The following is a 14,991-nucleotide window of genomic DNA, read 5'->3' as shown; positions in this document are numbered from 1 at the left end:
TATCCCCGAAAAGCCAGCACCGATAACGCATACATCCACATCGAGGTGTTCGTTTAGACTTGGCCGATCAATTTTGTCATTTCGCGATGCCGCATAATAGGAACCGGTATGTTCTGTGCGCATAAGCTTTATGCCTCGTAAATTACGTAGATCTTTTTACAATAATCGTCTACTTGCCATTCGCCATTGAAACCGGCAGGAACGACAAACTGGTCGCCTTTGTTAACTTTAAGCTCATTCCCGCTTTCATCAATAATGATCGAGCTGCCTTCAAGAATATGGCAAAACTCATGCTCGGAATAACTCACCGACCAGCGTCCAGCTTTCGAATCCCAAATTCCTACATGGAACTTTTCATCTTTACTTGAATAGTTATTCCAGAGGTTTTGTGCGGGCTCACCGTGAACAATCTTTTCCTGATCTGGCAGGTAACTTTCTTTGCTGACGTTTTCAGCGACGAATTGAATTTTTGAAACGTTCATAAAACTCCAAAACAAAAAAGCCCAGAAGGCTGGGCTCGTCGGGATATTTACTTCATTGTAGGCATCACGAATTCTGCACCGAGATCACCTTCTGGCCAGCGAGCAGTGACCGCTTTGCGCTTGGTGTAGAACTTGACCCCTTCAGGTCCGTGCATGTGGTTGGCACCGAAGAGAGAGCGCTTCCAGCCACCAAATGAGTGGAATGCCATCGGCACAGGGATTGGCACATTGACGCCGACCATACCTACCTGAACATCATGCGTGAACTTGCGCGCAATGCCGCCGCTGCGGGTATAAATAGAAGTACCATTTCCGTATTCGTGATCGTTGATCATCTGAACAGCCGTTGAGTAATCAGGGACACGAACGACACAAAGTACAGGGCCAAAAATCTCTTCTTGATAAATGACCATGTCTTTCGTGACGTTGTCGAACAAACAGCCACCAAGGAAGTAGCCTTTCTCGTTTGCATCGATTTTTGCTTCGCGTCCATCGACTACTAACGTCGCGCCTTCTTCAACGCCTTTGGCAATGTAGCCTTTGACTTTCTCAAGATGTTCTTTGCTAATCAAAGGGCCCATATCAAGGCCTTTATTTGAACCATCGCCGATTTTTAGCGCTTTCGTTTTTTCTGCTAGCTTCGCTACCAGCTCATCAGCGATATCACCTACTGCGAGCGCAACCGAGATAGCCATACAGCGTTCACCGGCTGAACCATAAGCTGCGCCAATCAGGGCGTTTACTGCACCGTCAATGTCTGCATCGGGCATCACAATCATATGGTTTTTCGCGCCACCTAGAGCTTGCACCCGTTTGCCATTCGCTGAAGCCGTCGAGTAAATATATTCAGCAATTGGTGTCGAGCCAACAAAGCTAACTGCTTGTATATCTTTATGGGTAAGCAGAACGTCTACTGCCTCTTTGTCGCCATTCACCACGTTTAGAACGCCATCAGGAAGACCCGCTTCTTTCATCCATTCAGCCATCAGCATACTGGCAGTTGGATTCTTTTCAGAAGGCTTCATTACTACGGTGTTACCGCACGCGATGGCGACTGGCCACATCCACATTGGAACCATGGCCGGGAAGTTAAATGGGGTGATGCCTGCTACGACACCGAGAGGTTGGCTGGTACTCCATGCATCAATACCGCCACCTACTTGTTCTGTAAACTCGCCTTTGAGAGCAGAAGGAATACCGCAAGCGAATTCAACGACTTCAAGACCGCGAGTGATTTCGCCCAATGCGTCTTCGTATACTTTTCCGTGCTGTGCAGTAATTACGGCTGCCAGCTCGTCACGACGTTCATCAACAATTGCTTTGAACTTGAAAAGGATCCGTGCGCGGCTAAGCGGCGTTGTTTGAGACCAAGTTTCGAAGGTCTTCTGCGCAATCGCGATGGCGCTTTCTACCTCAGTGGCTGAGGCAAGGGATACTTCGGCAATTTGCTCACCGGTAGCAGGATTGAATACGTTATGAGAGCGCGCACTTGGGCCAGTTTCTTGACCATTTACGTAGTGATTAATAGTAGTCATAGTTAACCTAATGTTTAAGAAATTCTTGTTTAGCTCACCCTTAATAGAGTGACTTGATCGCGGAACGCATTGAGTGCATTAACTGATCGATATCTGATTCAGAGATGATCAAGGGTGGAGACATCGCAATAATATCGCCAGTACAACGCACTAGCGCATCGTGCTTCCAGTAACATTCGTTAAAAACTTTGAAGCCTCGTTCGCCCATTTTTGCACTGGACTTAAATTCAACTGCACCAACCAGCCCAAGGTTTCGAATGTCCTTGACGACATCAAACTCTTTCAAGCTATGAAGAGCATCCTGCCAGTACGACTCAAGCGCGATCGCTTTTTCAAACAGGTTCTCTTTTTCATAGACTTCCAGTGTAGCGATAGCCGCCGCCGCTGCAACCGGATGGCCGGAATACGTATAACCGTGGAATAACTCAATAACTTCTTCTGGCCCTTGCATGAACGCATTGTGGATTTCGCCAGAAACAAACACCGCCCCCATGGGAATTGCGCCGTTAGTTAGACCTTTCGCCGAAGTGATAATGTCGGGTGTTACGCCGAAGCGCTCTGCTGCAAACGCTTTACCGATTCTTCCGTAACCGGTTATCACTTCATCAAAAATAAGAATGATGTCGTTTTCTTTCGTAATCTTGCGTAGACGCTCCAAGTAACCTTTTGGCGGCATCCAAACGCCGCCACTACCAACAACAGGTTCAATGATCACGGCGGCGATTGTGTCACCATGTAGTGCGATCATGTTGTTCAACTCATCTGCAAGCTCTTCACCGTGATCTGGTTGGCCCTTGGTAAATTCGCTACCAGCAACCCAGGCATGTTTGAGGTGATCGACACCGGACAACAAGCTACCAAAAGCTTTACGGTTATTGCCTAGGCCGCCAACTGAGATACCCCCAAAGTTTGTGCCGTGGTAACCCTTTTCTCTTCCGACGAGACGGGTTTTGTGGGCATTCCCTTTTGCTCGATGGTAAGCAAGAGCGATTTTTAGTGCAGTGTCGGCCGACTCTGATCCCGAATTGGTAAAGAATACGTGATCCAGACCATCCGGGGTGTGTTGCACAAGTTTTTGAGCTAACTCAAAAGGAAGAGGGTGCCCCATCTGGAATGTTGGCGCGAAATCAAGCTGTTGAATTTGCTTGCTAACGGCTTCCGTAATTTCCGTACGAGCGTGTCCTGCATTGGTACACCAAAGACCCGCTGTGCCGTCCAGTATTTTTCGTCCGTCTTCTGTTGTGTAGTGCATTCCTTTCGCGCCAACAAGTACTCGAGGAGCAGATTTATACTGACGGTTTGCTGTAAATGGCATCCAGAAAGCGTCTAGGTTTGAGTGTTGAGTGGACATAAAAACCTCAAGAACAGAGTGTTTAATTTATTGAACAACGTAAGCGTAGTGTATGTAAAATAAATAAAACATCAAGCCCTGGAATGTTACGTCACTTAAAAAACCATTACATCCCTTCTAAATAAGAGCTTAAGGCGATGATCTCCTACCTATTATTGCCCTTAATAAGAAAATGAAGTTCGTGAAATATCGTTCGATATATTGAAATTTTTACCCTTCAGACGTATCGTTTCGTCTTCGGTTTTATAATTTTCGGGGAATATAGTGCACACAACTAAAGATCTAGCGTACTGGGAGAGCTTGGCAAAGTCGATTTCAATAGAGGGCCGTGCCTTTATTAATGGAGAATACCGCAAAGCGAAAGATGGCGATGAATTTGAGTGTGTAAGTCCGATTGATCGACGCGTTTTAGTCCATGTCGCGTCATGTAAGAAGGAAGATGTTGATTTAGCTGTCGCGTGTGCACGGGAATCATTTGAATCGGGCGTTTGGGCTAATTTGCCGCCAACAGACAGAAAGGCGATTCTACTGAAGTTCGCTGACCTTATAGAAGACGCGATCGATGAGATCGCTTTGCTCGAGACATTGGATATGGGGAAGCCGATTAGCTTCTCGCTAGAGGATGACCTTTCCGGCACATTGCGGGCGATTCGTTGGACAGCAGAGGCAATTGACAAGGTTTATGATGAGCTTGCACCAACACCCAGTGATCAATTGGGTATGGTGACGAAAGAGCCGATTGGTGTCGTTGCCGCAATTGTTCCTTGGAACTTTCCATTGCTGATGGCTGCATGGAAATTCGCACCAGCGCTCGCGATGGGTAACTCGTTTATTCTCAAGCCTTCAGAGAAGTCGCCATTGACCGCGATTCGTATTGCCGAGTTGGCGAAACAGGCAGGTATTCCAGACGGCGTGTTTAACGTGCTTCCGGGCTTTGGACATACCGCGGGCCAAGCGTTGGCAGAACATATGAATGTCGATACATTAGCCTTTACCGGTTCAACTGGAGTGGCGAAGAAGCTAATGGTGTTTGCTGGTGAGTCGAATATGAAGCGGGTTTGGGCCGAGGCTGGCGGAAAATCACCAAACGTTGTTTTTGCTGATGCACCCGACTTGGATGCTGCTGCAGAAGCTGCCGCAGGAGCGATATGCTACAACCAGGGTGAAGTATGCACCGCAGGCTCCCGTCTATTGGTTGAAGATTCCATTGCCGATGAGTTTATGGAAAAAGTTCGTGCTCATATGGCGAGTTGGAAACCGGGTAATCCTCTTGATCCGGAAACGACGGTTGGTGCGATAGTTGACGATGCACAGTTAGAACGAATTTGTTCGTACATTGAGCTGGGTAAAGAGCAGGGCGCTACATTAACAGTGGGTGGTAATAAGCCTGTGGAAATGACGAATGGCTGTTTTGTTGAGCCAACCGTGTTCGAAGGGGTGTCGAATGATATGTCCATTGCGGCAGAGGAAATTTTCGGCCCGGTATTGTCCGTGATTCGATTTACTAATGAAGACGACGCATTGACGATAGCAAACGACTCTATTTATGGTCTTGCGGCCGCTGTTTGGACCAGCAACCTAAGTCGTGCGCATCGGTTTGCGCGAGGTTTGAAAGCCGGTTCTGTATGGGTCAATCAGTATGATGGTGGTGATATGACTGCACCATTTGGCGGATTCAAACAGAGTGGTAATGGCCGAGACAAATCTCTTCATGCGCTCGACAAGTACAGTGAGCTCAAAGCAACTTGGATTAAGCTTTAATTGTTTTTAGTTGCTTGATGAGCAAAAGTTGATGAGTTCAAAGCCTGGCAATGCCAGGCTTGCTTAGTAGCGCTTTGCTATTGTTTTTCTTTTCGTTCCTTCTTACTGCGATATCACCTGGGCTTACTTCTAAGTGTTTAAGTCTCGGAAGGGATAGGTACGCTTAGGTGTCTGAAATTTTTACGACTTTGCTAATCTATCTCAGCATACAGTCTACTTAGGTGTTTGTTTTATATAGCTTACACGTCCTCGGCCTATTTTATGCTTCTCAACAAGAGCTGGCGCTCCCTCAGTGAAACTAGGATGGCCCAAGCCAGCGGAACGTGGTTTGTCTCTCGTTGAAATAGTAAGGATCGAGAGCAAGCCTTCTGGCAACTCCTCCGGTCAAATGGGCTAGAGCGCGAAGTTTAAGACGATTGTAAAATGAAAAAGGCGCTTTTAACGGCGGGTCTGATTTCACTTGCTGGTGCTACACAAGCTGGCACAATCGATTTCGAAGATTTTGGTACAACATACATGACGGGCGGTGGCTCAGGTGTTTGTGCTGGCCAGGGTAACAACGAATGTACAATTGTGGGCAACGAATTTGTTGGTGATGGCATCACGTTGAGCTTTGATGATGTCGCTCCTGTGCATGATAATGCGATCAAGATTGTTCGTGTTGGTTCCCCGACCGACGCGTTTGTCCCAAATGACGCACCAATTCCAGCGGGTGCTTTTGGCGACTTCTTTATGACGACGGAGTTTAACGACAATATTCACTTTTCATTGTCGTTCAATAGCAGCTCTAACGTCTCTTTCGACATTGCGGATATCGACGGCAGCGGCATTAATAACACAGAACTTTTCCAGCTGACTGCATATTTGTCTGGTGGCGGCACGGACATGGTGAGTGTTGATGGGCTGGGTAACATTATAGGTAATAGCGGCCTAACTGACGGTATCGCTGGTGATGCGCTTGTAACAAACTTTATGTTTGCTGGCGTTGATCGTATTGAAGTGCTTGGTACCACGATTGGTGGAACACGCAACATTGGTTTTGGTCTCGACAACATTGAGTTTCAATCGGTTCCAGAGCCAGGCACTCTCGCGTTGTTAGCGGGGGGATTATTTGGATTGGGTGCAGCACGTCGCCGCTCTATCAAAGCATAGTCAGAGCTGAGCCTTCCTATTTAGTTCGCAAATGGGCGAGTGTGATTGCACTTGCCCATTTTTCGCTTCTTCAGAAGTCAGTGATTTCTGATCCCTCAGCAAAAGCCTCATTTCGTTAGTAGAAAAAGTCTGTTGGCTAGAACAGGTCTTTGAATCGGTGATACAGCATTCCCGCTGCAAGCATTGGTGAGCGGAACCTTGGGCCTCCGGGAAAGCGCATGTGACTTACCTTTTCAAAAACTTCAATTCGATTGCTTTCGTTATTGATCGTTTCGGCAATTAATCGACCTGACATATGTGTTGCATTTACGCCATGTCCTGAATAGGCCTGCGCATAATATATGTTGTCTTGAAGCCGACCTACTTGAGGTAAACGATTGGCGCCAATTCCAATCATTCCACCCCATTGAAAGTCGATTTTTTTATGCGCAAGGTATGGAAACACTTTATCCAGGTTAGGCTTCAGCGCGTCTATGATTGATTTAGGATCTCTACCTGAGTACGTGCACAAACCGCCAAATAAAAGCCGGTTATCTGCAGACAAACGGTAATAGTCAAGATCCACTCTTTGGTCGCATACGGCCATGTCTTGCGGTAGCGCCCGTTGTGCTTCATCTTCTGTGAGCGGTTCGGTTGCGATGACATAGCTGCCAGCCGGTAGCACTTTCGCACTCAGTGTTTTATCCAAGTCTCCGACATAGGCATTTCCGCAGATGACTAGTTGGTCGCAACGGATCTCTGCTTTCTCTGTTTTGACAATGCATTGCGTGCCTTTCTGGATATCTATAACGCGAGAGTTCTCAAAGATTTTTGCACCTAGATTTTCTGCAATCCGAGCTTCGGCAACATTGAGTTTAAGTGGATGAAGGTGGCCGCTACCCATATCAATAAGGCCACCAATGTACTGGTCTGAGCCGACGACCTGATGCATTTCGTCTTTGCTAATGAGACGAGTTTTGTGCGGGTAGTTAATCGAGTCGAGCCACTCTTTGTCTTCAATAAAATCTTTGAGGTGTCGAGGTTTAGTGGCAAGGTCGCAATAGCCCCATTTAAGATCGCAATCGATTGCGTATTTCTCAACTCGCTGCTTCACAATATCGACTGCTTCAAAGCCCATGTCATCAATCGCTTTGATGCCCTCGGTGCCGATTTGATTCTTGAATTGATCTAGGCCGTGACCAATGCCGCGGATTAACTGCCCGCCATTGCGTCCTGAGGCGCCCCATCCAATGCGATACGCTTCGACCAAAATGACATTGATACCGCGCTCTCTCAATTCCAAAGCAGTGCTTGCGCCACTGAAACCGCCCCCGATAATACAAACCTGAGTAGAAAGCGCCCCCTTTGCTTGTGGGAAGCCCTCTTTGTCAGTCAGACTTGCTTCATAATAAGAGGGTGGATAGGTACGGGAGTGTGTGGAAGGGTTGAGCATGACTAATACCTTAAATACAGAATCAACTGTTTGATATATTAAGCGAGCGTGTGGGATAATGCACGACCATAAACCATAATTAAGCACGGAAGTAGCTATGGATGTAGGTCAGAGATTGCGCGAAGTGCGCAAAAAAACAGGCATATCTCAAAGAGAGCTTGCGAAAAGAGCCGGGGTTACAAACTCCACCATTTCCATGATTGAAAAGAACAGTGTTAGCCCAAGTGTAAGTTCACTTAAAAAAGTGCTGTCTGGCCTCCCTATGTCTCTGATGGAGTTTTTCGACTCGGAAGATTCTGCAAAAGTAGAGACGCCTGTTGTTTATCCTGCAGGCGAATTATTGGACTCATCAGTGAATGAGATCGAATGGAAATTAGTGGGTAAATCTTTTCCGAACAGACAGATGTCTTTCCTGGTTGAGCGTCTCCCTCCGGGCTCGGATACTGGTGGTGATATGTATGTACACGAAGGCGAAGAAGCCGGTTATGTTCTGGAGGGTCAGTTTGAGCTGACCGTCGACGGAGAGGTTTTTATCATTGGGCCGGGTGAGGGGTATTATTTTGACTCGAGAAGGGAGCATCGTTTTCGCAACCCCTTCGACGAAGACTGCCGCATTGTTTCCTGCACGACGCCGGCAGATTTCTAATTTTTCTGTCCGTCTTGAATGAAACTGTTTAGCAGGAAACTTGGCCCAGAAGAATCACTAAACCATGTGGTGATACTCCATGGTTTGTTTGCTGCATCGGACAATCTTCTGACGCTTGGGAAAGGACTGTCCGAGCAGTTCCGGGTTCACCTTTTGGATTTGCGCAATCACGGGCAATCTCCTCACTCGTCTCTGCTTGACTACGACGTCATGGCTAAAGATGTTATTGATTATTTGGACGACCAAAACATCAAACAGGCTGCGTTGATTGGCCATTCTATGGGCGGTAAAACGGCGATGCAGGTTGCATTGATGTATCCAGAGCGAGTCGAGGCGCTAATTGTTGCCGATATTGCGCCCGTGCAGTATTCACCAGGCCACGAACAGATACTCAGGGGCTTGGCGGAGCTAGCCGAGAGTCCGGTTGGTTCAAGGCAGGCTGCAGATGAAGCGTTGTCAAAATGGATCGAGGACTGGGGTGTTAGGCAGTTTCTTATTAAGAGTTTACGTCGAGCTGATGATGGAGACTCAGGATTGGTATGGCGATTTAACTTTGAAGCCATCAAAGCCAATTATACGAATATTCTAGCGGCACCGCATGGTGGTCGTTATGAAAAAAATGTGTTGTTCATTTCTGGCGCTCGCTCTGATTACATCCTTCCAGAGCATAAAGCGAAAACTCAAAAGCTCTTTCCAAAAGCACAACTGAAAATCATCCCCGAAACCTCCCATTGGTTGCACGCTGAAAAACCTGAAGTCTTTAACGCAATGTGTGTTCGCTTTCTCCAGCAGTCATTTATTTCACAATAGTTCCCACTAAATTTCTGCTGCACGTTAATAATGCGCTAGGCTGAAATTATGCGATATTCTGACGCACTGCATGCAGTTGTAAAACAATGTGAAATAGCACAAACTGCTTGTGTCGCTAATGATAACGCGAAGTCCAGATTCGTTTGGAATGATAAAAAAAAAGCGAGACGTGGTGGCATCAAATTTGTATGAAGAGCAAGCATCAGTGCATGCGTCAGCTTTTCGTTGTTGCTTTTAGGTGCGCTGCGACATCCTTTTACGGATACACAACAAAAACTTAGGAGAACACGAATGTTGAAATTCTCTTCAATAATGGCTGCTGGTTTAGCAGTGGGGTTATCTTTCGGTGCTACAGCAGGTACATTGGAAGACGTTAAAAAGCGCGGTACGTTGTCTTGTGGCGTGAGTACCGGCCTTGCAGGCTTTTCTCAAAAAGATGAGAAAGGTGAGTGGAGCGGTCTTGATGTAGACGTATGTAAGGCCGTTGCTGCAGCTGTCCTAGGCGATGCAAGCAAAGTTCAATATAAGCCTTTGACTGCAAAAGAACGTTTCACTGCGCTTCAGTCTGGTGAAATTGATCTCCTTTCTCGTAACACAACTTGGACACATACTCGTGATACTTCGCTTGGTTTAAACTTCGCGGGTGTTAACTACTATGATGGCCAAGGCTTCATGGTTTCCAAAAAGCTGGGTGTTAAAAGTGCTTTAGAGCTTGATGGCGCTGCAGCATGTATTCAAGCTGGTACAACGACAGAGTTGAACCTTGCTGACTACTTCCGTGCGAACGGTATGAAATATACCGCGGTTACCTTTGATACATCTGATCAAACTCGTGCAGGTTTCGAAAGCGGCCGTTGTGACGTTCTAACTTCTGACCAATCTCAACTTTATGCAATTCGTATTGGTTTGAAAGATCCGGATTCTGCAATGGTACTTCCTGAAGTAATTTCAAAAGAGCCATTAGGCCCAGTTGTTCGTCAAGGTGACGACGAGTGGTTCAACATTGCTAAATGGTCTTTGGTGGCAATGATTGAAGCAGAGTTTTTGGGTGTAGATTCATCCAACGCTGCTGACTTAAAAGAGAACGGTAAGCCTTCACAAAAGCGTCTTCTGGGTACAGAAGGTGATGCGGGTGAAAAGCTTGGCCTAAGCGCTGACTGGGCATACAACATTGTTTCTCAAGTTGGCAACTACGGCGAATCTTTCGAGCGTAATGTTGGTATGGGTTCTCCATTGAAGATTGCTCGTGGTATCAACGAGCAGTGGAACAAGGGCGGTTTCCTATACTCTCCACCAATTCGTTAATTCGAATTGCTTAGCATAAGGGGCTTTTGTAGCCCCTTTTGCCGTTTCAAAAATTCTTCAACAATGATTTAGGGTAGAAACATGTCCGAAGAACAAATAGCTAGAGCGAGCTCTTCCTCAGGCTCAATGCTCAATAACCCTCAGGTTAGATCCGTTATCTATCAGGCGCTTTTGCTTTTAGGTCTCGGCTACTTCTTCTACTCGATTGTCTCGAATGCGCTTACAAATATGGAAGCGCGAGGTATCAAAAGCGGTTTTGACTTCCTAACGACCGCTGCGGGTTTTGATATCTTAATGACCCTAGTGCCGTATTCGGCAACCTCAAGCTATGCCATGACGTTCGTGGTTGGTTTGCTCAATACGATCTTAGTCTCAATCATAGGTATATTCCTTGCCACTATGATCGGTTTTGTTGTCGGCGTCGCGTATTTTTCTCAAAACTGGTTGATTAAACGTCTGTCAGTAATTTACGTAGAAACTTTCCGTAATATTCCTCTTTTGTTGCAAGTTTTCTTTTGGTATTTCGCCGTCCTCGCCTCTTTACCAAGCGCGCGTGAGAGTATGAGCTTGGGTGAGATGATTTTCCTTAACGTTCGCGGTCTGTACTTGCCTGACTTGATAGGTGGGCCTGGCAGTTCTGTCGTTTATGGATCGATCGCGGTCGCCATTGCTGCAATCATTGTCCTCAAAAAGTGGGCGAAAAAACGTCAAGACGAGACGGGAGAGCAGTTCCCGGTCTTTTTAACCAGTTTGGGCATATTGTTCGGACTGCCACTTGTCACCTTATTTATTATGGGCGTCCCTTTTACTTGGGAGTTTCCCGAGCTCAAAGGTTTTAACTTTCGCGGTGGTATCACTGTTATTCCTGAGTTGATGGCGCTTGTTATTGCATTAGCTGTTTATACCGGTGCATTTATTGCTGAGGCCGTTCGGGCCGGTGTGCAATCGGTACCTCATGGCCAAACAGAGGCCGCTCGGAGTCTTGGGTTGCGAGAGAGCAGAATCATGTCTTTGATCATCGTACCGCAGGCGATGCGCGTCATTGTTCCTTTGCTCAATTCCGAATATCAAAGCTTGGTTAAAAACTCGACCTTGGCAACGGCAATTGGCTACCCAGATTTATTCACCGTATTTGTTGGTACCTCGTTAAACCAGACAGGCCAGGCAATCGAAATTGTCTTCATGACCATGGCAGTGTACTTCGTTATTAACATGACGATTTCTTTCATAATGAACCGATTCAACGAAAGTGTTGCACTGGTAGAACGGAAATAAGGAGCGAGTGATGAGAGAGTTTAAACCACAACCCGCCCAACCCGCACCGGTCGCTGCACGAGGTGTCATCGGTTGGATTAGAGAGAATCTTTTCCCGGATATTCATAATTCGATCGCAACATTGGTCATCATTGGTTTATTGGCTTCGGTTATTCCTGGCATGATTAGCTGGTTATTTATTGAGGCTAACTGGGTTGGTACCACGCAAGCAGATTGTACGAATGACCAAGGGGCGTGTTGGGTCTTTGTTTCGGCTTGGATGCAACAATTTATGTATGGCTCATACCCAACTGAGGAGCTTTGGCGAATCAACATGGGCATAATTGCATTGGGTTTGGTCATTGCCGCGCCTTACCTACTGCCAACGCGTTTGCGTAATACGGTAGGGGTGCCATTGTTTCTCGTATTCCCTTTTATTGGAGCCGCATTTTTGGATGGGCGGTTGTTTGGGCTTGAGTTCGTAAGTACCGATTATTGGGGTGGTTTCTCGCTGAACATATTTCTTGCGGCGGCGAGTATCATTATTGCATTCCCTTTAAGCTTTTTATGGGCGTTGGGTCGTCGCTCCGATATGCCTTTTATTCGCAGCGTATGCGTTATTTTGATCGAGTTTTTTCGGGGTGTTCCTGTGCTGGCGCTCTTCTTTATGGGCTCGGTTATGTTGCCGCTTTTTTTCCCAGAGGGCACGAATGTCGACAAATTGTTGCGAGTTTGGATCGTACTTATTCTGTTTATGTCAGGATATATGGCAGAAGTATTCCGAGGCGGGTTTCAGGCGATTCCTGAAGGGCAATACGAAGCCGCAGATTCTCTTGGCTTGAGTTATTGGCAAAAGACATTACTCATTATTTTTCCTCAAGTGATCAAAGTGTCCATGCCCAACATCCTTGCGACCTTTATCATGCTCTTCAAGAACACAACATTCTTGTTGATCATCGGTATCTTTGAGATTTTGAGCACAACTCAAACGGCCTTGACCAATTCAAATTGGTTGGGTGGTCATGCACCGGAAGGTTATATATTTGTAGCGCTTGTTTTTTGGTGTTGCTGCTTTGGCATGTCGATGATCAGTGCCAATATTGAGAAAAAACTAGATACAAGTCACCGGAACTAAGCAACGGAGTTATTCATGACGACTGAAAATACACAGCATAAAGTTGAGACCGCTTCTTCCGGCGAATCGGTTATAGAAATTAAGGATCTCAACAAATGGTACGGCAACTTCCATGTACTCAAGAACATTAATCTTGATGTGAAGAAAGGCGAGCGTATTGTTATTTGTGGACCTTCTGGCTCTGGTAAGTCAACGATGATTCGTTGTATCAACAGGCTAGAGGAGTTTCAAAAAGGTTCTCTTGTTGTTAACGGCATCGAAATGATTGAAGACGTTAAGAACATTGAGAATATACGTCGAGAAGTTGGGATGGTATTCCAGCACTTTAATCTGTTTCCACACTTGACGATTTTAGAGAATCTTACCCTTGGTCCAATCTGGGTGCAAAAGAAACCGAAAGAAGAAGCAGAAGAGACCGCAATGAAGTATCTTCATCGGGTGAAGATTCCTGACCAAGCAAATAAATTCCCCGGTCAACTTTCTGGTGGTCAGCAGCAGCGTGTAGCGATCGCACGCTCATTGTGTATGAACCCCCAAATCATGCTGTTTGACGAGCCTACTTCAGCTCTTGATCCTGAGATGATTAAGGAAGTACTTGATGTTATGGTTGAGCTTGCTGAAGAGGGAATGACCATGCTCTGTGTGACGCATGAGATGGGATTTGCCAAGAAAGTGGCTGATAGAGTGATCTTTATGGACGGAGGAGAGATTGTTGAACAGAACACCCCAGATGTGTTCTTCGATCATCCAGAGACAGATCGGCTTCAGCTATTCCTCAGCCAAATATTGGCGCATTAATCAGTAGATAGTTGGAATGAAAAAAGGCGGTGTTGCATAAGCAACACCGCCTTTTTTGTATGCCTTGCGAACGCTAGGCTTTTATTGCTGCAATTTCTGATGCGTTAGTATCGAATTTACGCTGCGCGATAATGCGTTTTGTTTCTTTATCAAGAAACATACTCAAGGTGTATGTGATGCCGAATAGAACAGAGAGAGCAGCTAGTAGAAACGCTACATGTACTTCAATAATCATGTATACCACCTTGATATTAAACAGTCTTTTAAAACGATCGTTTGAATTTGAGCGTATCTTACAGCGGGAACATAATCTGGTCAATATTTAACCGTTTGGTCAGGCGGTATTTTTAACTATTTGATAACTTAAGCTTGGCCCTCTGCAGCTCTTCAGGCGTATTGACGTTTACTAGCGTGCTCGTATCAGGCACCGAGATCCAATCCGCTTCGTTTTTTTCAAACCAACGAATGAGCTTGTGCTTCCCGTGCTCAATGTGATGTGCAATTGAGTCGAGACAGGCACGAGGTAGGCAGCAATGTAATGGGTGCTTAAAGTTCTCGCACTGGAGAGCAATGGGTCTTAAAGATGAGCCGCTAAGTTGTTGCTCAACCGCGCGTTGACCAAGCGCGTTGATCAATGGCTCGTTAATGAAGGGTGTATCACAGGGGACGACAAAAAGGATATCGCTATCACTATTTGAGAGTAGGGCATGAAGACCCGCTAGTGGGCCGCGAAAGCCAGGATAAGCGTCGTGGCATATGCGTTGAGACAGGAACTTATAGTTCTCAGGATCTTTATTGCTGTTAATCAGTACTTGCCGGTTTACCGCTAATGGCTTTAGCAGGCGAACAGCGGACGAGACCATCACGTTATCAGCTAGGGTAATCAGTGCTTTGTCTTGGCCGCCCATTCGCAGAGATTTGCCACCCGCCAATATACCTGCATCAAAGGTCAGCTTGGCTTGCTCCAGAGACGAAATAAGGGGTTCGAGGGTTATCATTATTTATAAGCGACTAGCTCCAACAAAAAAGGCAGCTCAGATGAGCTGCCTTTTGAAAGCAACATAAACTTTAGAGGTTGCTATCGACGAATGCGGTAAGTTGCGACTTTGACAGTGCGCCAACTTTCGTCGCATCGACATTGCCATTCTTAAACAACATAAGAGTAGGAATTCCTCGAATGTTATATTTTGGCGGTGTTTGATCGTTTTCGTCGATGTTCAGCTTGCAAATCTTTACCTTACCAGCGTAATCGTCAGCAATCTCTTCTAAAACCGGAGCAATCATCTTGCATGGGCCGCACCACTCCGCCCAGTAATCGACGAGTACTGGG

At 46.3% G+C, this 14,991-nt stretch carries 15 protein-coding genes; 8 read left to right on the top strand and 7 right to left on the bottom strand.

All coding sequences use genetic code 11. The annotated features are described in order from the left end of the window. Positions 1–128: 128 nt before the first annotated feature. The 3 genes from A3750_RS22735 to A3750_RS22725 are packed head-to-tail and all read right to left on the bottom strand — an operon-like array spanning position 129 to position 3,368. Positions 129–482, bottom strand: coding sequence for a cupin domain-containing protein (locus A3750_RS22735; RefSeq protein ID WP_068454204.1), 354 nt, complete (start codon positions 480–482; stop codon positions 129–131). Positions 483–529: 47 nt separating this feature from the next. Continuing rightward, complete coding sequence (locus tag A3750_RS22730; RefSeq protein WP_068454207.1) at positions 530–2,017, bottom strand: CoA-acylating methylmalonate-semialdehyde dehydrogenase; 1,488 nt, start codon at positions 2,015–2,017, stop codon at positions 530–532. Between the two features lie 40 nt (positions 2,018–2,057). After that, positions 2,058–3,368: an aspartate aminotransferase family protein gene (locus A3750_RS22725; protein WP_068454210.1), complete on the bottom strand. Its 1,311-nt coding sequence runs from the start codon at positions 3,366–3,368 to the stop codon at positions 2,058–2,060. 264 nt (positions 3,369–3,632) lie between these two features. Here A3750_RS22725 and A3750_RS22720 point away from each other — a divergent pair, with 264 nt between their 5' ends. Beyond that, positions 3,633–5,129 carry an aldehyde dehydrogenase gene (locus tag A3750_RS22720; protein WP_068454213.1) on the top strand — a complete coding sequence of 499 codons (1,497 nt, stop codon included), beginning with the start codon at positions 3,633–3,635 and terminating at the stop codon, positions 5,127–5,129. Between the two features lie 423 nt (positions 5,130–5,552). Continuing rightward, positions 5,553–6,281, top strand: a complete 729-nt coding sequence (locus A3750_RS22715) for a PEP-CTERM sorting domain-containing protein (protein ID WP_068465973.1) — start codon at positions 5,553–5,555, stop codon at positions 6,279–6,281. Positions 6,282–6,417: 136 nt separating this feature from the next. Here A3750_RS22715 and A3750_RS22710 read toward each other — a convergent pair whose 3' ends face one another. Beyond that, entirely contained in the window at positions 6,418–7,713 is a 1,296-nt protein-coding gene (locus tag A3750_RS22710) for an FAD-binding oxidoreductase (RefSeq protein ID WP_068457682.1), read from the bottom strand. A 97-nt stretch (positions 7,714–7,810) separates the two neighbouring features. On the opposite strand from A3750_RS22710, the gene A3750_RS22705 reads away from it, so the two are divergent. The 6 genes from A3750_RS22705 (at position 7,811) to A3750_RS22680 (ending at position 13,661) form a co-directional block, all read left to right on the top strand. Beyond that, positions 7,811–8,359, top strand: a complete 549-nt coding sequence (locus A3750_RS22705; RefSeq protein WP_068457680.1) for a cupin domain-containing protein — start codon at positions 7,811–7,813, stop codon at positions 8,357–8,359. A gap of 18 nt (positions 8,360–8,377) precedes the next feature. Further along, entirely contained in the window at positions 8,378–9,169 is a 792-nt protein-coding gene (locus tag A3750_RS22700) for an alpha/beta fold hydrolase (protein WP_068465972.1), read from the top strand. Between the two features lie 291 nt (positions 9,170–9,460). Beyond that, positions 9,461–10,474 (top strand): amino acid ABC transporter substrate-binding protein, encoded by a 1,014-nt coding sequence (locus A3750_RS22695; protein ID WP_068453654.1) that lies wholly within the window; start codon positions 9,461–9,463, stop codon positions 10,472–10,474. Between the two features lie 81 nt (positions 10,475–10,555). Further along, on the top strand, positions 10,556–11,749 hold the full coding sequence (locus A3750_RS22690; RefSeq protein ID WP_068453655.1) for an amino acid ABC transporter permease: 1,194 nt from the start codon (positions 10,556–10,558) through the stop codon (positions 11,747–11,749). Positions 11,750–11,759: 10 nt separating this feature from the next. Then, positions 11,760–12,863, top strand: coding sequence for an amino acid ABC transporter permease (locus A3750_RS22685; RefSeq protein WP_068453657.1), 1,104 nt, complete (start codon positions 11,760–11,762; stop codon positions 12,861–12,863). A 15-nt stretch (positions 12,864–12,878) separates the two neighbouring features. Next, complete coding sequence (locus A3750_RS22680; RefSeq protein WP_068453659.1) at positions 12,879–13,661, top strand: amino acid ABC transporter ATP-binding protein; 783 nt, start codon at positions 12,879–12,881, stop codon at positions 13,659–13,661. A gap of 73 nt (positions 13,662–13,734) precedes the next feature. Here the strand turns inward: A3750_RS22680 and A3750_RS25485 are convergent, their stop codons facing one another. The 3 genes from A3750_RS25485 to trxA all read right to left on the bottom strand — a co-directional run. Further along, complete coding sequence (locus A3750_RS25485; protein ID WP_156492293.1) at positions 13,735–13,896, bottom strand: hypothetical protein; 162 nt, start codon at positions 13,894–13,896, stop codon at positions 13,735–13,737. Positions 13,897–14,008: 112 nt separating this feature from the next. Beyond that, positions 14,009–14,659 (bottom strand): molybdenum cofactor guanylyltransferase, encoded by a 651-nt coding sequence (locus A3750_RS22675; protein WP_068453661.1) that lies wholly within the window; start codon positions 14,657–14,659, stop codon positions 14,009–14,011. Between the two features lie 70 nt (positions 14,660–14,729). Then, positions 14,730–14,991 (bottom strand): thioredoxin TrxA (gene trxA, locus A3750_RS22670; RefSeq protein ID WP_068548898.1); only part of this gene is annotated, 262 nt, incomplete at its 5' end.

The sequence above is a fragment of the Oleiphilus sp. HI0079 genome, from assembly GCF_001635105.1.
The sequence above is the reverse complement of the archived record's forward strand: the minus strand, read 5'-3'. Positions and strand labels throughout refer to the sequence as shown.

Coding starts and splice junctions, on each gene's coding strand:
- A3750_RS22715 (WP_068465973.1), top strand. CDS start 5,553: ATGAAAAAGGCGCTTTTAACGGCGGGTCTGATTTCACTTGCTGGTGCT.
- A3750_RS22725 (WP_068454210.1), bottom strand. CDS start 3,368: ATGTCCACTCAACACTCAAACCTAGACGCTTTCTGGATGCCATTTACA.
- A3750_RS22675 (WP_068453661.1), bottom strand. CDS start 14,659: ATGATAACCCTCGAACCCCTTATTTCGTCTCTGGAGCAAGCCAAGCTG.
- A3750_RS22685 (WP_068453657.1), top strand. CDS start 11,760: ATGAGAGAGTTTAAACCACAACCCGCCCAACCCGCACCGGTCGCTGCA.
- A3750_RS22735 (WP_068454204.1), bottom strand. CDS start 482: ATGAACGTTTCAAAAATTCAATTCGTCGCTGAAAACGTCAGCAAAGAA.
- A3750_RS22700 (WP_068465972.1), top strand. CDS start 8,378: ATGAAACTGTTTAGCAGGAAACTTGGCCCAGAAGAATCACTAAACCAT.
- A3750_RS22680 (WP_068453659.1), top strand. CDS start 12,879: ATGACGACTGAAAATACACAGCATAAAGTTGAGACCGCTTCTTCCGGC.
- A3750_RS22695 (WP_068453654.1), top strand. CDS start 9,461: ATGTTGAAATTCTCTTCAATAATGGCTGCTGGTTTAGCAGTGGGGTTA.
- A3750_RS22710 (WP_068457682.1), bottom strand. CDS start 7,713: ATGCTCAACCCTTCCACACACTCCCGTACCTATCCACCCTCTTATTAT.
- A3750_RS22730 (WP_068454207.1), bottom strand. CDS start 2,017: ATGACTACTATTAATCACTACGTAAATGGTCAAGAAACTGGCCCAAGT.
- A3750_RS25485 (WP_156492293.1), bottom strand. CDS start 13,896: ATGATTATTGAAGTACATGTAGCGTTTCTACTAGCTGCTCTCTCTGTT.
- A3750_RS22705 (WP_068457680.1), top strand. CDS start 7,811: ATGGATGTAGGTCAGAGATTGCGCGAAGTGCGCAAAAAAACAGGCATA.
- A3750_RS22690 (WP_068453655.1), top strand. CDS start 10,556: ATGTCCGAAGAACAAATAGCTAGAGCGAGCTCTTCCTCAGGCTCAATG.